The sequence below is a fragment of the Vibrio sp. ED004 genome, assembly GCF_023206395.1.
Classification (GTDB): domain Bacteria; phylum Pseudomonadota; class Gammaproteobacteria; order Enterobacterales; family Vibrionaceae; genus Vibrio.
Window position 1 is genome coordinate 904136 of sequence record NZ_CP066149.1, and the last position, 19775, is coordinate 923910.

The window sequence follows — 19775 nt, forward strand, 5'->3', positions numbered from 1 at the left end:
ACCATAGAATGCGTACCAGTAACTACCTTCTTTCTACTCTGAAAGAGACTCCAAACGACGCAGAAGTTATCAGCCACCAGCTGATGCTACGTGCAGGTATGATCCGTAAGCTAGCTTCAGGTTTATATACTTGGCTACCTACTGGTCTACGTGTACTGCGTAAAGTCGAAAATATCGTTCGCCAAGAGATCGATAATGCAGGTGCCGTTGAAATCTTGATGCCCGTAGTTCAACCGTTTGAGCTTTGGGAAGAGACTGGCCGTTCTGAAAAGATGGGCCCTGAGCTACTTCGTTTCACAGACCGTCACTCTCGCCCATTCGTTCTTAGCCCAACAGCTGAAGAAGTAGTGACGAGCCTAGTGCGCAACGAGATTAGCTCTTACAAACAGCTACCTCTAAACCTGTACCAAATCCAGACTAAATTCCGTGATGAGCGCCGCCCTCGTTTTGGCGTAATGCGTGCACGTGAATTCTCTATGATGGATGCGTACAGCTTTGATATCGACAAAGAAGGCTTAGAAAAGTCTTACCAAGCGATGCACGATGCTTACTGTAAAGCATTCGACCGCATGGGCCTTGAATACCGTCCAGTATTAGCAGACTCTGGCGCAATCGGCGGCAGCGGCTCTCAAGAGTTCCACGTTCTTGCTGAAAGCGGCGAAGACCTAATCGCATTCTCTTCTGAATCTGATTACGCAGCAAACATCGAGAAAGCAGAAGCACTCGCTCCTACTGAAGAAGTTGCAGCGCCAACTCAAGAGATGGAACTGGTTGATACGCCAAACGCAAAAACAATTGCTGAGCTTGTAGAACAACACGGTCTAGCAATCGAGAAGACAGTTAAGACTCTATTCGTTAAAGCATCTGATGAAGTAGACGCAGATATCATTGCTCTAATCATCCGTGGTGACCACGAGCTTAACGAAGTAAAAGCAGAAAACCTTCCACAGGTTGCTTCTCCACTAGAGATGGCTTCAGAAGAAGAAATCCGTGCACTTGTTGGCGCTGGTCCTGGTTCACTTGGCCCTGTTGGCCTAGAGCTACCATTCATCGTTGACCGCTCTGTTGCTGTAATGAGCGACTTCGGCGCTGGTGCAAACGTAGACGGTAAGCACTACTTCGGTATTAACTGGGGTCGTGACGTTGAGCTTGCTCAAGTTGAAGACTTACGTAACGTTGTTGAAGGCGACCTTAGCCCATGTGGTCAAGGTATTATCCAGCTTAAGCGTGGTATCGAAGTTGGTCACATCTTCCAACTGGGTAATACTTACTCTAAAGCAATGAACTGTAACGTGCTTGGTCCTGATGGTAAGAGCGTAATCCTAGAAATGGGTTGTTACGGTATCGGTGTTTCACGTGTTGTTGCATCTGCTATCGAGCAAAACCACGATAAATTCGGTATCACTTGGCCAGACGCGCTAGCGCCGTTCCAAGTTGCTATCGTACCAATGAACATGCACAAATCTGAGCGCGTTAAAGAAGCAGCTGAGAAGCTATACGCTGAATTAACAGCTATGGGTATCGAAGTACTATTTGATGACCGTAAAGAGCGTCCAGGTGTTATGTTTAAAGATATCGAGCTTGTGGGTATTCCGCACACTATCGTTATCGGTGATCGCAGCATGGACGAAGGTAACTTCGAATACAAAAACCGTCGTACAGGTGATAAAGAAGCTATCGCTATGGACACGGTTATCGAGCACCTTAAAGCTCAACTAGCTTAGTAATCCGATTACTGACTAGATAAACATTGAAAGGCTGCCATTAGGTGGCCTTTTTTGTACCTGTCGTTTCCCTTCAAGTTCTCTTCTATTTATCACTAGAGTAAATAACGTAAGTTAATCCCCTGTTCATCTTCAAATCCGTATATTGGGTTCATCAACTTTTTAGACCCGCTTACATTGGAGGTATCAATGGATATCAAAAGCTTACTTAACCAAGCACTTAAGTCAGATCTCGTTAAACAAGGTACTCAGAAGCTTTCCCAAGGATCTTCGAGTTTAAGCAGCCTCTCTCAAGGCAGTAGCAGCAATAGCAAAGGTATCAACAAGAGCACACTTGGCGCTTTCGGTGCAGGCGCTGTTGGTGGTGGACTGTTAGGGGCGTTAATGGGCTCTAAGAAGACCAAAAAAATGGGTAAGAAAGCGGCTGGGATTGGAGGCGAGCAGCACTGGGCGCTCTCGCTTATAAAGTCTACAACGACTACCAATCTAAACAAGGCCAGACGCCCAATGTCGAACAGGCTCAGTTTGATGAAAATGATGCAAACCACAGCGTTCTGATTCTACGTTCGATGATTGCCGCGTCTAAAGCTGATGGCCATGTTGATGAAGAAGAGATGGCTAAGATAGAACAAGCCGTCGAAAACATGGGCGCCGATTATCAACTGACTAAACTGGTATCTGAAGAACTGCATAAGCCACTCGACCCAAGCGAAATCGCTCAATTAGCAACGTCACCTCAACAGGCGAGTGAGATCTACTTAGCCTCTTTGATTGTGGCCGACGAACAGAACTTCATGGAAAAGGCGTACCTGAAAGAGCTCGCGAAACAGCTCAACCTTGCTGATGAAGTCACCTATCAACTTGAACAACAAGTCTCTGGCTGAACGAGAAATACCAAACGAATCGGTAAAGAACAGCCTAAGCCGCGAGCTAACCAAGTGAGATATTGAGCAAGGACAAACTAACTCTGAACTTGATCAGATCCACTTTGTTTTTGCTTATCTCTATGTGTATATTGAGATCAGTTATCATTTGGTTAGGTATAAAAATGAAAGTATACGATTGTTGTGATTTGGTTCGTGAACTGTATTCTCAAATTGGCAGTGGCGACCAAGGCTATATCCCTAAAGCGATCACCTGCGCAGTAAAAACATTGAATGACCTTGCTGCCGATGAATCTCTTCCTAAAGAAGCTCGCGAACGTGCAGCCTTTGCCGCTGCTAACTTACTAATTTCAGATTTCGAGGACTAATATGAACCTCGCTAACTTTGAAAAAATGGATCCTGTAATGTTGATGAGCATCGTCAACATGAAGCTTCGTGACGACTTCGGCGGAGATTTAGATCGAGTGGTCAACTTCTACGAAATCGACAAAGCAGCACTGATCGCGAAGCTCGCGTCTGCTGGTTTTGAGTATCTTCCAGAAGCCAAACAGTTTCGATAGTCGTTTAAAAAATCTTCCTATTTAAAGGCCAACCTCTGTGTTGGTCTTTTTTTGTTGGTGATACGTAACAAGTAAACATGCAGCAAACCCGTTATAAATTATCTGTCTGCACCTATACTTTTATATCTTAGAGTCAACGAACGCGCCTTGAACCAAAGCGTATTGTTGCATAGGCTACTCAAACTAGCATATAAAACTCATCACTCAACTTGATGATAGTGAAGGGTTAACAATGAAAAGACTCGGACTTTTAGCCGTTATCGCTGCCGCATTCACCGCAGGTTGCGCTTCAAATACTCAGCAAGACAACTTTCGCGAAGCCTCTTTTGAGCTGTGTAATACTGAAGTCGATATTTACTCTGTAAGCCATGATGAACGAGTTCGCATCGTCTGCTCTGATGGCTCTAAATTCGCTCTGAAAAGCGAAGACACACTAGAAGTGATGCGTGACATCAACATCGACTACTGTGATGGCGAAGGCCTAGGTAAGTTCAGTGAAAGCCGCCACTACTACTCTTTCAAGTGTAAGTCAGGCACTCTGCTTAGCATCAAAAAGTAGAATCGACACTACCAAATACCAAAGGGTTAATGTGAAAGCATTAGCCCTTTTTAGTACCTGCTTTTCTTTACTCTCATCAACTGACCACCAGACACAAAAAAGGCTCCTATTAAGGAGCCTCTAGTATCAATATTTTTCAAAGTAGTTGTTTGAAATTCTAGGAGAACACGCGGAGCTTACGAATGTAAGTGAGCATGCTCGACAACGAAGTTCAAATCACTACGAAGAAAAATTAAGCGTAAACAGGTAGACGCTTACAGATTTCAAGTACTTTTGCTTTAGTCGCTTCGATAACAGACTCATCACCCATGTTATCTAGGATGTCACAGATCCAACCTGCTAGCTCTTTCGCATCTGCTTCTGAGAAACCGCGACGAGTGATAGAAGGAGAACCGATACGGATCCCTGACGTTACAAACGGGCTACGTGGGTCGTTTGGTACTGAGTTCTTGTTTACAGTGATGTTTGCTGCACCTAGTGCTGCATCTGCTTCTTTACCTGTGATGTCTTTGTTGATTAGGTCAACTAGGAACAGGTGGTTCTCTGTAGAACCTGAAACGATGTTGTAACCACGTGCTAGGAATTCAGCAACCATTGCTTTTGCGTTAGCAACAACGCGTGCTTGGTATTCTTTGAACTCTGGCTCTAGAGCTTCTTTGAACGCTACTGCTTTACCAGCGATAACGTGCATTAGAGGACCACCTTGGCCGCCTGGGAATACTGCTGAGTTCAGCTTCTTGTAAAGATCTTCGCCTTCGTTAGAAAGAATTAGACCACCACGAGGACCCGCAAGCGTTTTGTGCGTCGTTGTAGTTACTACGTGAGCGTGTGGAACTGGGTTCGGGTAAACGCCGGCAGCGATTAGACCTGCTACGTGAGCCATATCTACGAACAGGTAAGCTCCTACTTTATCAGCGATTTCACGCATGCGCTTCCAATCACAGATTTGAGAGTAAGCAGAGAAACCACCGATGATCATTTTAGGCTTGTTCTCAATAGCCAGCTTTTCCATCTCTTCGTAATCGATTTGACCTGCTTCATCGATACCGTAAGGGATGATGTTGTAAAGCTTACCAGAGAAGTTTACTGGAGAACCGTGAGTTAGGTGACCACCGTGCGCTAGGCTCATACCTAGAACCGTATCGCCTGCATTTAGTAGTGCCATGTATACAGCGTTGTTTGCTTGAGAACCTGAGTGAGGCTGTACGTTTGCGTACTCTGCACCAAATAGTTCACATGCACGTTCAATTGCTAGAGTTTCAACTTTGTCTACGTACTCACAACCACCGTAGTAACGCTTGCCTGGGTAGCCTTCAGCGTATTTGTTTGTTAGCTGAGAACCTTGAGCTTCCATTACACGTGGGCTTGTGTAGTTTTCTGAAGCGATAAGTTCGATGTGCTCTTCCTGACGAAGAGTTTCTTCTTGGATAGCTGCGAATAGATCCGCATCGTAATCAGCAATGTTCATGTCACGCTTAAGCATCTGTATCTCCTGACTCAGATTGTACTGAAAGTTTCAAAAAAACCACACAACGACCGAAAGCAAACGTTTCCGTCACCGTTTTGATGTGACGCATTCTACATAATTTGATCTAGGTCATAAAGAGCTAATTGCAATTTTATCATGCAGTTTTTTCATAATCACAAATAAGATTCATCATGGTTATTAAGCTTATCCAACCAAAGATGACGCTTACTGTCAATTTTACGATTTACACCCTGTAAAACGCAGATTACATAGGTTTACCTTAATTTTGCCCCTCTAGCTACCGAAAGCTAAGGTTTTTCTCTACTATGCACGCCTTTATTGGTTAGGTAATTATAAAAACGATGGAAAAACACTCACGTAAAGAAGATTGGGTAGCAATCCTCACTGGCACGTTTTTAGTGGCGTTAGGCGTCTTCTTTTTACAGTCAGCGAACCTGCTTACTGGTGGCACTACTGGCTTGGCTCTGCTTTTGAGTCAATTTATGCCGGTAACCTTCGGTATTTTGTACTTTATTGCTAATTGCCCATTCTACTTATTAGCATGGAAACGATTTGGCCGTCACTTCGCAATAAGCAGTGCCATATCAGGGGCTTTAGTGTCTGTGTTTGCCGATCATTTATACTTGGTGATCTCGTTAGAAGTTCATAATGAGATTTACTGCGCTGTTGCAGGCGGCCTGTTGATGGGCTTAGGTATGCTGATCTTATTCCGTCATCGCTCAAGCTTGGGCGGCTTCAACGTCTTGTGTTTGTTCATTCAAGATCGCTACGGTATCTCAGTGGGCAAAACCCAAATGGCTATTGATGCGTGTATTCTGTTTGCATCATTCTTCTTCGTATCGCCTTGGGTGATTGCAGTTTCTGTATTGGGCACTGCGGTATTGAACATCGTATTAGCGATGAATCACAAGCCTACGCGTTATTCAGTGAACTACGCGTCTTAGCGCCAGCTATCCAATCAATGAATTACTAGCTGTTTTTCATAACGAAAACAGCTAGTATTTAGCTTTTATAAGCTACCCTCTCTTTTCTTATGCAAGATTACCTCTCTAGTGCCAAAGACACTCAAACCTCGATCTCTATCGAAGGTTTAGAATTCAATCCCGCGACACGTGTCTTAAGTTGCAACGAGCAGGTCATCGATCTAGAACCTCGTTCAATTGAATTACTCGAACTGTTTCTAACTAGCGTGGGTGAGCCTATCGCAGCTGAGCAGATCATCGAATCGGTTTGGCAAAGTAACTTCATCTCGAAGAATGTACTTACTAACAGGATCAGTACACTGCGCTCTGTGCTGCAAAAGTACCTACCAGAAAGTGATGCGACTAAGATCTTGGTTACTTACCCACGCAAAGGGTACTTCCTTAACCCTAGCTCGGTGAGTTTGGCTAATGCACAGCCCGAAACCTTTGAGATAACCGAACAGCCTCAAGCAAGCAAAAAGACATCACCGTTTAATCTTTTGTTACTGTCACTCTCTGTTGTGCTGCTGATAAGCACTGCGACTTTAGGCTATATGTTTTGGCACTCTTCAAACCAAGCCTCAGAGCTTGAACGCACACAAAGGCTGATTCCTAAGGTCGAGCTATTACTGAACCGTATCGATGCCATTGGAGACAATGCGAGAACGCATCGCAAAGCCGTTAAAGCGCTACTACTTCAACAACAAATTGAATACGCTTACACCGACTTAGCAAATCAAGATGCACCAAGTTACTTCGTAGACCCAATAGACAGCACGCCCTTTTTTCCGGGCGCCAAAAACATGCGCACCAGTGATTACCTGCTCAATATTCGATTGAAAGATCAGGAAGTCAATACACGCCTTGCGGCTAAAGTCAGCCTTATTTACCCAAGTTCAGGCAAACTTGCTTTCCGTGGTGTCTACTCAATAGAGATAGAGAACCTCAGTGAAGACTTGATGGAGATAAATAGAGAGCTAGCGAACTACTTCGCTTTACCTGCTCCGCTATCACCAGAGTGGTCTGTCAGTGATAAAGAGCTGAGCCGCTTGCTTGACGGGCAAACAATGAAACTTGATAGCGTGTCACTCAACGTGATGACTTCAACCTTGCTTGCTCGACAACTGGCTCTGTTTGAGACCGACCACCAGCGCCTTATTAGCTTCACTAGCCTAGTGCAAACGCGTTTTAAGTTGATTCCCGACGAGCTAAAACTCTGGCTTGGGATTATTCACTTCAAGTTAAGAGACCTGCAAACCGCGAAGGAATTTCTGACCAACACGGCGGGCAATTCGACCATTGAGAACGCACTGGTCTATATAATGATTTCCCATATTGCTTACAAGCAAGGGGACATGGATAAGTTTCGCCTCAACTACATGGAATCCTTAGTCGCGTTATTGCGAGTGGTTCCTTCAGAAGAGCTGTTTGCTCGCTTGTCCAAACCTGAGTCGAAATCGACCTGTCTCCAGCCTTGGAAAAATCTAAAATTGAGCATCAAAGAGCCACTTATCATTAAGCAGTGGGAAAACCTGATGCTTAACTACTGCACGAATGTCGGCCATCAACTTTCCGAATGAATAAATATAAAACACATAAAAACAAAAACTTAAATATAAATTAAGATCTTATGTATCTTCATTTTTTGCCCTATTAACTCTCTCACCAATAGCATTCCTAAAAACATCAGGCCGCTCTAGGCCAATTATATTAGGAATGCTCAACATGAAAAAATCCATGACGCTGCTTGCGGCTTCTCTCTTTGCTCTTTATGGCTGTGGCGGCGGAGGTGGCTCTTCTTCATCAGGCTCTAATGGTACAACTCAGTTCGATTATCCGATCAACAACTCTCAGTTTGCACCAAAGAACATCACATTGTTGTCTTACCTAATATCAGAAGATGGCGATGAAAACGTAGCACTGGATCTTGCATACCGAAATATCAGTTCACAGCAGATGTTGGCCAATATTCAGTTGCAATTAGATAAATTAGCGATCTCTAATGAGACTGAAGGCGTAGCTGAATTGGAGAAGCTAAAAACAACGCTAGAGAGCATGGTTAACAGCGGCATCAACGACTTCTACGCTGCTGATATGACGGTACAAGGTGAAACGGACAGCGGCCTGTTTTACAAAGGCAATGATGGCTTTGTTAACTCAGTTGATTCCAATATAGAATTGACTAATGGTGAGGCTGTCGACTTTTTGGTGACTAACCCAGTATTCAAATATTCAGGCAGTACGGTAAAAGAAAAAAGCCCTAACATTAGTCACAGCAATAGCTCTGTCGGGCTTTCGTTTGAGGTTACTACTGGCCAACTAGAAGCCTTGCTTGATGATTTCTACGAAGGCGATATTGATGATTTAGGACCGTCAGACACACGATGTGACTTCCATTGGCAGCAACAAGTTTCCGAAAATGGTCAGCGCTCAACGGTAACGGTTCAAGATAAGAAAATTGAAACGGCGTACCTGAAAGTTGAAAACACTTACAACGTTGTTTGTGATGGGTATGATTCAGCTGAATTTCAAAGCAATACTGAAACATGGTTCAGCCCAAGCTTTGGCGTTGTGAAAATGATGGACTGGGATGAAAAGAATGGCACTCAACTGAGCGACACGAAGTGGATTCTCGATTCATTTACGGTCAACAAAGGCTAGCAACCGAAGCCTTCCATTAGAGAATAGGAAGGAAAGATTTGAGCCTGACACTTAGAGTTCAGGCTCAAAGCTTATACTCGCATAGGGGAACGAGTATTATTGCTCTATCAAGAGAATTCTTGTTTCATACGGTCGTAAGGCTACCGTGTTTGCAGAAACTGGCGACTGCTCATCAGAGTAATTCCCCAATAGCAATTGCGCTTTATCCAGTTCAAATTCATTAGGTAACTCAACCTGACATACTTCACCGTAATAGTTGTTAATACACAACAAAGTCTGGCTATCCGTCTCGCGAGAATACGCAAATACCGATTGGTGCTCAGGCAATAAATCTTTGTAACTACCGTGAGTAATCACTGGCACTTCTTTGCGTAACTCAATCAAGCTCTTGTAGAAGTAAAAAACAGAGTCTTTGTCTTCCAGCGCTTGCTCAGCGTTAATCTCAGTGAAGTTGTTCGCAATATCCAGCCATGGCTTAGCCTGTGAGAAACCTGCATGCGCTTCGCTGTTCCATTGCATCGGCGTGCGAGAGTTATCACGAGATTTCTGCGCTAGAATCGCCATCATATCTTGATGCGCCACACCATCACGGTTCACCATGATGTCATACATGTTGGTGCTCTCGACATCACGATACTGGCTGATCTCGGTGTAACCCGGGTTGGTCATGCCAATCTCTTCACCTTGATAGATATACGGCGTGCCTTGCATCATATGTACAGACGCAGCCAGCATCTTGGCCGACTCAACACGGTAGTTCTTATCATCACCTAAGCGGCTCACCACTCGCGGTTGGTCGTGGTTACACCAAAACAATGCCCCCCACCCTTTGCCGTTCAAACCTGTTTGCCAATGATTGAAGATCGACTTGAGCTGCAAGAAATCAAACGGCGCATTAGTCCACTTCTCACCATTGGTGTAATCCACCTTAAGATGGTGGAAGTTAAACACCATCGATAGTTCGCTGTTATCAATGTTTGAGTACTGCTGGCAATGCTCGAGTGTCGTTGAAGACATCTCGCCTACTGTCACGCTGCCGTATTTCTGGAATACCGCTTCGCTGATCTCTTTCAGATATTCATGCACTCGTGGGCCATCAGTGTAAAAACGACGACCATCACCGATATCATCGTTAGGGAAATCTTGCTGTTTCGAAATCAGGTTGATCACATCCAAGCGGAAGCCATCAACGCCCTTTTTAGCCCAGAAGCTGATGACGTCTTTCACTTCTTCACGTACAACCGGGTTCTCCCAGTTAAGGTCGGCCTGCTCTTTCGCGAATAGGTGTAGGAAATATTGACCCGTCGCCTCATCCATTTCCCATGCATTACCACCGAACTTAGACTGCCAGTTGGTTGGTGCTTGACCGTTTACTGGATCTTTCCAGATGTAGTAGTCGCGGTATGGGCTGTTTTTGTCACCCAATGCCGACTGAAACCACGCATGCTCGGTTGAGGTATGGTTTACCACGATATCCATCACGATACGGATACCACGTTGGTGCGCTTCAGACAGCAATAAGTCGAAGTCTTCCATAGTGCCGAATTGAGGGTTAATCGCGTAGTAATCTGAAATATCGTAGCCGTTATCGATCATTGGGGATGCGTAAACTGGGGTTAACCAAATTGCATCCACACTCAAGTGTTTAAGATAATCCAGTTTTGAAATGATCCCTTTGATATCGCCAGTACCTTTACTGCCACTATCACAAAAGCTCTTTGGGTAGATTTGATAGATGGTTGCGGTTTTCCACCAACTTTCATCATGCTCAGTCATCGCCATCTCTAACACTCACTTACCAGAAAATATAAAATAAAATCACCATGTGAATCATGGTCGAATAGCCGTTATAACTAAAAGAAAAAGCTATAACTAAGAGAAAAAGCGATAGCTCACTTTGGAGTCATCGCTTATTTAATACATTACGCGTTTGCGGTTTCTAGCTCGCCTTTCATCTGTGCTCGTTTATAGAAGAACAGTGTTAACGTGACGGGTAGTACAATCGCCACCAGCATCGCAATTAAGTAAACAGACCAATATTGCGGTTGAATCGATAAGATGCCCGGCAAGCCACCAACACCGATACCATTCGCCATCACACCTGCACTACCACAGATTGCAGCCGCTGCGGCACTACCGATCATTGCGCTCAGCATTGGGAATTTGTATTTAAGGTTGATACCGTACATCGCAGGCTCCGTCACACCTAAGTAGGCAGAGATTGCAGCTGGAACCGAGATGTCTCGTTCGCCTTCGCGTTTACTTAAGATGATGATGCCAACAACCGCCGAAGCTTGTGCAATATTTGATAGAGCAATCAAAGGCCAGATTGGTGTGCCGCCTAAGTCTTGCATCAGTTGTAGGTCGACGGCGTTGGTTGTGTGGTGAATACCTGTAATAACCAAAGGTGCGTATAGGAAGCCAAATACCACTGAGCCAAGAATCGCAAAGTCACCCGTCATTGCTGCTTTAGCCGCGAATGCCACGCCATCACCTAACATACGACCAAATGGACCAATGAAAGCGTGCGCTAGAATCACAGACAAAATAATCGATACAAATGGCACGACAACAAGGTACAGATAAGAAGGAACAATACGCTTAAGGTTGGTCTCAATGAACGCCAGAGCAACACCCGCTAGCATCGCAGGGATCACCTGTGCCTGATAACCGACCTTCTCAATCACGAACAGGCCAAAGTCCCACACCTCAGGTACCGATTTACCTATCATGTAAGCGTTCATCAATTGGGGGGAAACCAAGGTCACACCAAGCGTGATACCCAAAATAGGGGTTCCGCCGAGTTTCTTAACCGTCGCCCAACACACACCAACCGGCAGGAAGAAGAAAATCGCTTCACCAATTAGCCATAAGAACGAGTGAACGGTTGCCCAGAATTGGCTGATTTCAACGAGGGTTTTGCCGTCGAACATGCGAATGTCACCAATCACATTACGGAAACCAAGAATCAAACCACCAGTAATGATGGCAGGCAGCAGTGGTACGAAAATTTCGGCTAAATGGGAGATACCACGCTCAAGGAAGTTCATGTTCTGACGAGCAGCAAGCTTAGACTCATCTTTTGATGACGCCTCTTTACCCGTTTGCTCAATCAGAAGTGCGTACACTTCATCAACCTCTGTGCCAATCACGACTTGGAATTGACCTGCGTTCGTAAAGCAGCCTTTTACCTGCTTCAGCTTTTCTAGTTCTGCTTTGTTCGCTTGCTCTGTATCGTTCAATACAAAACGCAGTCGAGTCAGACAATGGCTGACACTCGCAATATTTTCTTTGCCACCGACTAACTCGATAAGACGCGCAACGTCTTGCTTCGCTATCTTACTCATACTACCCCACCCTGGTTTCATTCAATTACTCATCTAAACCATGTAGCAACAACCACTCAAGATTTAGATTAATGGGAGCATTCCCAATTACGGTTATTATAATGCCCGCATGAATGATAAATTGAAATGGGAACAGTCCCATCAATTGAAAGAGATCACACTCTAATTTTAATCTAAGCGGTTCGATTTCGCTTAATTGAGTGGATTATAGAATCGGAGATTGGGTGTGATGAGAGATCTCTGAATTGCCTAAAAGCTGAGAGATCAATAGATTAGCCGCCAACTTACCTGCAGATTGGTAGCCAGGATCAATGCTAAATACACGAGGGAACAAGAAAGAGAGAAGATCATTGCCACCAACGCCTGTTACAACCACATCTTCACGTTGTAGTTCTTGTAGACGCTTGATCACGCCAAGAGCCAATGTGTCACTGGCACAAACAAGTGCTTGAGTTGTAGGAGTCAGTACTTCATCCACCAGCTGATAAGCGCTTTCATGATGAAGCTGACCAGTACGATAATTCGCAATCACTCCAGTGCTTTCGCACCAGTCGAGATAAGCCTTAAGACGCAGCTCACCGGTTGATTTATCACTAGGATCAACACCAATAAAGCCGACATCTGAGATCCCCTGCTCCGACAGATGCGCCAACGCACTATTGATCACCTGTTGGTTATCGTAGTTAATAGAGGTCACGTTCTCGGTATCCAAAGCAATAACCACGGCTTTGTGTTCCCACGCTTCGATTGCGGGAATATCACAATCCGTAAAGCCAAACACAATGATGCCATCTACATTGCGACGCTTTAGAACCTGAAGGTGTTCATTGGCTTTGTCTCTGTCGAGTTGGCTTTCCATGATCACCACATCGTAATCCGCTCGATACAACTCAGCCAGCATGGTGCTTACGGCTTTATTTTCAGAGGGAGAATCTAAACGAGAGATGATCACGCCGATGACTTTTTGACTGCCACCACGCATGGACTGCGCAGACTTTGAAGGCGTGTACCCAGATTCTTGAATTACTCTTTCCACCCTTTCACGGGTTTCAGGTTTCACTTTAGGATCATTGGTCAGAACGCGAGATACGGTTGACTTACCAACACCGGACAGCTTAGCAATATCGAGAATAGTGAGTTTTTTGCTCATAAAAAGTCTAACGTTAAAGGGAAGAGAAGAAAAAGTGAGGGTAGGTCCCCTCACTTAACTATTTGTAAATCCTAGCAGTTCTTACTATGACTTACTTTTGGCAATTACGATAGACTACACGGCCAAGTTCGAGGCGTGCGTCGTCACCTTTAGTACGCAAAGTGATGCTGTTAATCATCTCTGAGGTGCCATCGTCTAGAATGTATTTGGTTCCTGAGCCTGCCGGTACTTGAGTCAATTGGTACTCGTTATCAGGTAAACGCAGTACTGCTTTTTCATTACTAAGGTAAGCCACATCAAACGAGACGTCAGACTCACATTGATAAGTCACGAATTGATTATCCGATGCTGCACTGTCAGGGGCTGCTGATTTAGAGCACCCGACCAATGCTACCGTACATAGAGATGCTACCAACATAGCTTTCATACTTCGTTCCTCATCTTTATATAGTCAATGACACTTAGTTTAGTCTCAGGTTAGGAAAACCTTATTGATAAGTAAGTGCCTAGTGATAGGTAAATACCTTAGTGACAAATAAACGCTTAGCCTTTTAAGAAAGCAGGTACATCTTTAATGCTATCAAGTACCACACTAGCTAGCGCTTCACCCTTTTCAGTGATTGGCTTACCGGTTCTTACCAATACTTTAGTGCCAACACCTGCGGCTTCTGCAGCCATCATGTCTTCAGCTTTATCGCCAATCATCACAGAGTTAGCCATATCAATCTTCAGAAAGTCACGAGCAGAAATGAACATGCCTGGCTTTGGCTTACGACATTCACAATCTTGCTTGTAGTCACCAATGCCGTGTTCAGCGTGGTGAGGACAGTAATAAATGCCATCGAGCTCGACACCATTATCAACAAAGTTCCAATCCATCCACTGCGTTAAAGAAAGAAAACGGTCTTCGCTAAACATGCCACGAGCAATGCCTGACTGGTTAGTCACTAGCACCAATAAATAGCCCATATCTTTAAACGCTTTCGCCGCTTCAAACACACCGTCGATGTATTCAAAGTCATGCTCATCATGTACGTAGCCGTGATCAACGTTAATCACACCATCACGATCTAAAAAAACAGCAGGTTTAGACAAAATTTTGTTCTCTATCAACTCTCTATTAATCATTAATTATTACACGCTTTATTTGCTTCATCACTATCTATTTAGTTTTGCGTTCGTTAACGATTTGTTTCCAGCTTAGCCATACAATCGACGTTTAGCCGTCTAGACGTAAAAATATCTATTGACTTAGATCATAGAACACCATAGCATCGTCTGTAAATCGAGCGAGCTATCGACATATTATTCTGTTCTACCTGCACGGGTTTCTCTATGATTAAAGTGAATCAAGTCAACAAGGTTTTTTATCAAGGCACTAAAGAAATCAATGCCTTAATTGATATCAACCTCCACATTCCTCAAGGTCAAATCTTTGGAGTCATCGGCTCTTCAGGTGCAGGCAAAAGTACCCTAATCCGCTGTGTAAATATGTTGGAAGCCCCAACTTCAGGTGAAGTGATTGTTGATGGTATCGACCTAACAAAACTCAGCAAATCTGAACTTAGCGAAGCGCGCCGTAACATCGGCATGATTTTCCAGCACTTCAACCTGCTGTCTTCTCGTACTGTATTTAACAATGTAGCACTGCCTTTAGAACTTGCTGGTAAAGATAAAGCGATTATTGAAGCGAAAGTGAGTGAGTTACTTGAACTCGTTGGCTTGGCGGATAAGCGTGATACTTACCCTGCAAACCTAAGTGGCGGTCAAAAACAACGTGTTGCGATTGCTCGTGCACTGGCGTCTGATCCGAAAGTACTGCTGTGTGATGAAGCGACCAGTGCATTGGATCCGGCAACCACTCAATCGATTCTTGAGCTACTGCGTGAAATCAACCGTAAGTTAAACATCACTATCCTGCTTATTACGCACGAGATGGATGTAGTGAAAAGCATTTGTCACGAAGTGGCGATCATTGGCGGTGGTGAATTGGTAGAGAAAGGCACAGTTGGTGACATTTTTGCTCACCCTAAGACTGAGCTTGCGCATCAATTCATTCGTTCAACGTTGGATCTGACGATTCCTGAAGATTACCAAGTACGCTTGCAAGAGACTCGCGTAAACAGCAGCTACCCTCTGGTACGCCTAGAGTTTACGGGCGCAACGGTTGATGCTCCGCTGATGACTCAGATTGCACGCAAATTCAATATCGATGTCAGCATCCTAAGCTCTGACCTTGATTACGCCGGCGGCGTGAAGTTCGGCATGATGGTTGCTGAACTGTTCGGTAATGAAGCAGATGATAATGCTGCTATCCAATTCCTACGTGACAACAATGTAAAAGTAGAGGTGCTTGGTTATGTCCTTTAGTTTCAACGAGATTGCTGACTGGATCAGCCTTAACGGTAACCTTCTATTAGGCGCAACGGGCGAAACACTTTACATGGTTGCTGTTGCAGGCATTGTTGGCTTTGCTGTCGGTATTCCATTAGGCGTGATTCTACACACGACGAAAAAAGGTGGTCTGTTAGAGAACACCAAAGTAAACAAGATTTTAGGTGCGATTGTGAACGTGGGTCGTTCAGTACCTTTCTTAGTTTTGATGGTTGCGATTATCCCACTGACTAAGATGCTGATTGGTACCTTCATCGGTACAACAGCTGCGATTGTTCCACTGACCATTGGCGCTATCCCATTCGTGGCTCGACTTATCGAGAGTGCACTACTTGAAGTACCAACAGGTCTAGTAGAAGCAGCTCAATCGATGGGTGCAACACCAACACAAATCATCAATAAGGTTCTGCTTCCTGAAGCACTACCGACTATTATCAACTCAGTAACGATTACGCTAGTAACACTGGTAAGCTACTCAGCAATGGCAGGTACGGTTGGTGGCGGTGGTCTAGGTGATGTCGCGATTCGTTACGGATTCCACCGTTACGATGTGACCATCATGGCTGTAACGGTAGTGATGTTGATTGTGCTTGTACAAATTATTCAATCAATCGGTGATTCTTTAGTTCGCCGCGTTGACCACAGATAAAGACTCAGCGTTAAAACGCAAACTATCTAAGACAAGAGTCGTCTGAACCAAATTAAATAGATTTATTAAAAGGAGATTATTATGAAATTTAGCCTTAAAGGTTTACTTACTATCGCAGCAGCGGCATCAGCGCTAGTACTAGCAGGTTGTGGTGATAAAGAAGTGGATACTTCTAAAGTAAAAGTTGGCGTAATGGCAGGTGCTGAAGCACAAGTTGCTGAAGTTGCAGCGAAAGTAGCAAAAGAACAGTACGGCCTAGACGTTGAGCTAGTTACTTTCACGGATTACGTAACACCAAACGCGGCTCTGGATGATGGCTCTATCGACATCAACGCATTCCAACACGCACCGTACCTAGATCAGCAAGTGGCTGACCGTGGTTACAAACTGACTATCGCTGGTAACACGTTTGTTTACCCTATTGCTGGTTACTCTAAAGAAGTGAAATCTGTAGACGAAATCCAAGACGGTGCTCGTATTGCGGTACCAAACGATCCAACAAACCTAGGTCGTTCTCTACTGCTTCTTGAGCAACAAGGTCTTCTTGAGCTTCGTGAAGGTGCTGGTCTTCTAGCAACAGTTCGTGACATCGTTAAGAACCCGAAGAACCTAACCATTGTTGAACTAGACGCAGCACAACTGCCACGTTCTCTTGATGATGTAGCGCTTTCTATCATCAACACAACTTACGCAAGCTCTATCAACCTGACTCCACAAAAAGATGGCGTATTCGTTGAAGACAAAGATTCTCCTTACGTAAACCTAATCGTTTCTCGTGAAGACAACCTAAACGCTGAAAACGTACAGAACTTCGTTAAAGCTTACCAAACTGAAGAAGTGTACAACGCAGCTTCTGATATCTTCCAAGGTGGCGTAGTTAAAGGTTGGTAATCACCTAAACTGCAGCATTGTATAGATACCCGAAGGGGCTGACATAACGTCAGCCCCTTTTTTATTTCCGGCAGTTTTTTATGTACCGAATTTCGTTAGAAAGGCTCGGCTTACCACCAAGCTTCCACTTGCATACCGACACTCATTTCACTGTTCTTACCTTCACCGAAGGCATTGTCATTTTCAACATCGTTTAGGTAAGTCGCAAAAATACGGAATTCAGGACGAGACCAAAAACCCACTTGCGGTACCCAAGCCTGAGCGACGGTAAACTTACCACCCGCGCCGTCTTGGTTATCAATGGTTTCCACAAAGCCGTCAATTTCAAGAATGGTTCGCATGCGCTTGTCCCACTTATAAAGCGGACGGATTACTGCACTGAACGACTCATCATCACTGTTATTCGCACCCACACCCGATGACGCAGCATAACGAACCGTGTGACCAAATTCGATGTTCTCACCGATAGCAAGCACACCCTAGTTAATCAATCGGAAGCCATCCGCATCGTTGTTGTTTGCATCACGAACGATACCCTTACCGGTACCAAAGGTGGTCATCTGCTCGGCATAACCAGAGTTAGCCACTTGGAGAATGGTTTTGTTGAAACCACCCGCTAGGTTTTGATTTAGACTGGCTGTCAGCATCACGCTATCATCCGCGTCCATCGTTTGACCCTGCTTTTCATTGGCGAAGTTCATATCAATACCGACCTCAAGATCCGCATCGTTCCACAGTGGAATACCCGCATAACGTATATCAGCAATCATGGCTGTGGTTTCTTTGCCATCAAACACATCACCTGTCACTGTGTCTTGAATCAAAGCCACCGATAATTTACCTGGGCCCATATTGATGTGTTCAACACCCGCACCAATACCGCTGACATCCCAGTAGTAGTTATCAACGATGTGTACATCATGGCGTTGGTAGTAGCGCTCGCCCGCCCAAATGCCAATATCCTTATCTTCAAAAAGTCCTACCGCTTGAACATTGAGTTGAACGACATCCACGCTTTTATCCGCCGCGTTCTCATCTTGGCCTTGCCAGTACGACAACATGGAATCAACTAAAAATGAAACGTCGTCCTCAACATACACTTCTTTTCTAAAACCAAACTCGCCATACAGGTCATTTTCGTTGCCGAGTCGTCCAACTTTACTCACCTCCCATTTACTATTTGAACCGCCTTCATTACTCAGGCCAACGCCGCCGCGCATGTAGCCATTAAACTCCAATGGCGTGGTTTCATCAGCGTATAAATTAGGTGCAAGTAAAGCAGTAGAAAGTGCAGCAGCAATAGGTAACAGTTTCATCGTCCATTCCTTTAAGATCTAGAATTGCGTTATTTTTATAAATGGGAACATTCCCATGAGATCGATCCCATTTATATTAAGAGGAATATAAATTGAAAGAGAACTGATTGATTACTGTGATCCAGTTAACTATTGAAATGATCAAAAGTTGATGGGTGTGGAATTATTTTGGTGAATGCATGAAGACTACAGAGAGAGACATACAGCACAGAATGAGCGCATTTAAGGGCGAAATAGGTTCGACAATATTGGCAAAGCCCAATACTGATTAGTGCTCAATATGGCGGTCAAAGAAAGAGAAACAGACGAGAAGCTAGCAGGGAGAAAACAGAAGAATAAGTATCGAAGTATTGATTAACACTTCGATACCTTGAATCGCTAGTTAAGCTTTAGGAGTTAGGGATTAGGAGTTACTTAAGATGATCCCAAGAGATGTTTGATACCAGACGGCAGTCATCACACTTGAAATAGAAAATATCGTGGATCGGCGCATCTAACAGCCATTCACCACCACATTGCGGACATTTACGCTCTTTTTCTGCTTTTAAGCTGATGCCACCCACGCGGTACAAGTAGTAATAAGTCGGGATCTTCGTGAGATATTCAATGCGTCCTCTTAATCCCCAACCGCGCTTGAACAACACGCTTTTAGTATCACTGATCTCAGTCAGAGTTGCGTGTTCAGCACGACAGCCCCCACCCATTTGGACTTCATCACAAGCTTGCCATTCGGTCTGCCATTTCAACACGGCTTTATGGTCACCATTGAAGGTTGGCGGGTTGCGGTACAGAGGGATCGGTAACAAGCTGTCGCCACTACGTAGCGGTGAACAGGTATGAACGAACGTCGTGTACAGTACCTGCCAGCTAGGCGCTTCGTCTTCAGCTACTTCTTCAGAGTTAAGATCTCGACCAAGCAAGCGCATTTTTGGCGCAAGCAAGCTCGCATTAGACAAGCGATCAAAACACACTTTTACGAAATCTGAGTGGTTACGCGGGTGTAAGCTGTCTTGCTCTGGGCAGACAACGCGAACATAAAACTCACCGTCGCCCATCACGATAGGAAACTCACGACCCAACACTTGTCCGTTATAACGAAGTGCATCCATTAAGCCATTAACAGCCTTGTCGACAGCGCTTACCGTTGTGTTATCAAAACACTCAAATTGAAGTTCTAGTACGTACATC

At 44.6% G+C, this 19775-nt stretch carries 17 protein-coding genes and 2 pseudogenes; 11 read left to right on the plus strand and 8 right to left on the minus strand.

What is annotated here, in order from left to right:
- Nucleotides 1-8: 8 nt before the first annotated feature.
- From ITG10_RS03865 to ITG10_RS03885, 5 genes and pseudogenes are all read left to right on the plus strand, one after another.
- Nucleotides 9-1724, plus strand: a complete 1716-nt coding sequence (locus tag ITG10_RS03865; protein ID WP_017630784.1) for a proline--tRNA ligase — start codon at nt 9-11, stop codon at nt 1722-1724.
- Nucleotides 1725-1913: 189 nt separating this feature from the next.
- Nucleotides 1914-2608, plus strand: a pseudogene (locus tag ITG10_RS03870) (tellurite resistance TerB family protein).
- A 164-nt stretch (nt 2609-2772) separates the two neighbouring features.
- Nucleotides 2773-2976 (plus strand): YaeP family protein, encoded by a 204-nt coding sequence (locus tag ITG10_RS03875; RefSeq protein ID WP_008222923.1) that lies wholly within the window; start codon nt 2773-2775, stop codon nt 2974-2976.
- A 1-nt stretch (nt 2977) separates the two neighbouring features.
- A complete protein-coding gene (locus tag ITG10_RS03880; protein ID WP_004738555.1) occupies nt 2978-3169 on the plus strand; it encodes a DUF4250 domain-containing protein in 192 nt (63 codons plus the stop codon).
- A 232-nt stretch (nt 3170-3401) separates the two neighbouring features.
- Nucleotides 3402-3728, plus strand: a complete 327-nt coding sequence (locus ITG10_RS03885; protein WP_017630785.1) for a hypothetical protein — start codon at nt 3402-3404, stop codon at nt 3726-3728.
- A gap of 232 nt (nt 3729-3960) precedes the next feature.
- On the opposite strand, the gene glyA is transcribed toward ITG10_RS03885, so the two are convergent.
- Nucleotides 3961-5211 (minus strand): serine hydroxymethyltransferase, encoded by a 1251-nt coding sequence (glyA, locus tag ITG10_RS03890; RefSeq protein WP_017066387.1) that lies wholly within the window; start codon nt 5209-5211, stop codon nt 3961-3963.
- 347 nt (nt 5212-5558) lie between these two features.
- Between glyA and ITG10_RS03895 the strand changes: the two genes are divergently transcribed.
- From ITG10_RS03895 to ITG10_RS03905, 3 genes are all read left to right on the plus strand, one after another.
- The gene (locus ITG10_RS03895; RefSeq protein WP_017630786.1) at nt 5559-6161 is read left to right on the plus strand and encodes a YitT family protein; all 603 of its coding nucleotides are present in this window, start codon (nt 5559-5561) and stop codon (nt 6159-6161) included.
- An 89-nt stretch (nt 6162-6250) separates the two neighbouring features.
- The gene (locus ITG10_RS03900) at nt 6251-7759 is read left to right on the plus strand and encodes a winged helix-turn-helix domain-containing protein (RefSeq protein ID WP_017630787.1); all 1509 of its coding nucleotides are present in this window, start codon (nt 6251-6253) and stop codon (nt 7757-7759) included.
- 145 nt (nt 7760-7904) lie between these two features.
- Nucleotides 7905-8840 (plus strand): hypothetical protein, encoded by a 936-nt coding sequence (locus ITG10_RS03905; protein ID WP_128815180.1) that lies wholly within the window; start codon nt 7905-7907, stop codon nt 8838-8840.
- 96 nt (nt 8841-8936) lie between these two features.
- On the opposite strand, the gene treC is transcribed toward ITG10_RS03905, so the two are convergent.
- The 5 genes from treC to gmhB all read right to left on the minus strand — a co-directional run bounded on the left by treC (nt 8937) and on the right by gmhB (nt 14465).
- Nucleotides 8937-10622 (minus strand): alpha,alpha-phosphotrehalase, encoded by a 1686-nt coding sequence (gene treC, locus ITG10_RS03910; RefSeq protein WP_026084235.1) that lies wholly within the window; start codon nt 10620-10622, stop codon nt 8937-8939.
- Between the two features lie 140 nt (nt 10623-10762).
- Nucleotides 10763-12187 (minus strand): PTS trehalose transporter subunit IIBC, encoded by a 1425-nt coding sequence (treB, locus tag ITG10_RS03915; protein ID WP_017630791.1) that lies wholly within the window; start codon nt 12185-12187, stop codon nt 10763-10765.
- 205 nt (nt 12188-12392) lie between these two features.
- Nucleotides 12393-13337, minus strand: coding sequence for a trehalose operon repressor TreR (gene treR, locus ITG10_RS03920; protein WP_017630792.1), 945 nt, complete (start codon nt 13335-13337; stop codon nt 12393-12395).
- Between the two features lie 91 nt (nt 13338-13428).
- A complete protein-coding gene (locus ITG10_RS03925) occupies nt 13429-13764 on the minus strand; it encodes an MliC family protein (protein ID WP_176680313.1) in 336 nt (111 codons plus the stop codon).
- 116 nt (nt 13765-13880) lie between these two features.
- Nucleotides 13881-14465: a D-glycero-beta-D-manno-heptose 1,7-bisphosphate 7-phosphatase gene (gmhB, locus tag ITG10_RS03930; RefSeq protein WP_017060762.1), complete on the minus strand. Its 585-nt coding sequence runs from the start codon at nt 14463-14465 to the stop codon at nt 13881-13883.
- A gap of 207 nt (nt 14466-14672) precedes the next feature.
- Here gmhB and metN point away from each other — a divergent pair, with 207 nt between their 5' ends.
- The 3 genes from metN (at nt 14673) to ITG10_RS03945 (ending at nt 17271) form a co-directional block, all read left to right on the plus strand.
- A complete protein-coding gene (metN, locus tag ITG10_RS03935; RefSeq protein WP_248386712.1) occupies nt 14673-15707 on the plus strand; it encodes a methionine ABC transporter ATP-binding protein MetN in 1035 nt (344 codons plus the stop codon).
- The gene (locus tag ITG10_RS03940) at nt 15697-16380 is read left to right on the plus strand and encodes a methionine ABC transporter permease (RefSeq protein ID WP_017060764.1); all 684 of its coding nucleotides are present in this window, start codon (nt 15697-15699) and stop codon (nt 16378-16380) included. Before metN ends, ITG10_RS03940 begins: the two co-directional genes overlap by 11 nt.
- A gap of 81 nt (nt 16381-16461) precedes the next feature.
- A complete protein-coding gene (locus ITG10_RS03945; RefSeq protein ID WP_017630795.1) occupies nt 16462-17271 on the plus strand; it encodes a MetQ/NlpA family lipoprotein in 810 nt (269 codons plus the stop codon).
- A gap of 110 nt (nt 17272-17381) precedes the next feature.
- Here ITG10_RS03945 and ITG10_RS03950 read toward each other — a convergent pair.
- Both ITG10_RS03950 and ITG10_RS03955 read right to left on the minus strand, forming a co-directional pair.
- Nucleotides 17382-18587 (minus strand): annotated as a pseudogene (locus tag ITG10_RS03950) (carbohydrate porin).
- Nucleotides 18588-18997: 410 nt separating this feature from the next.
- Nucleotides 18998-19774, minus strand: coding sequence for a Zn-ribbon-containing protein (locus tag ITG10_RS03955; protein ID WP_017630798.1), 777 nt, complete (start codon nt 19772-19774; stop codon nt 18998-19000).
- Between the last annotated feature and the right edge of the window lies 1 nt (nt 19775).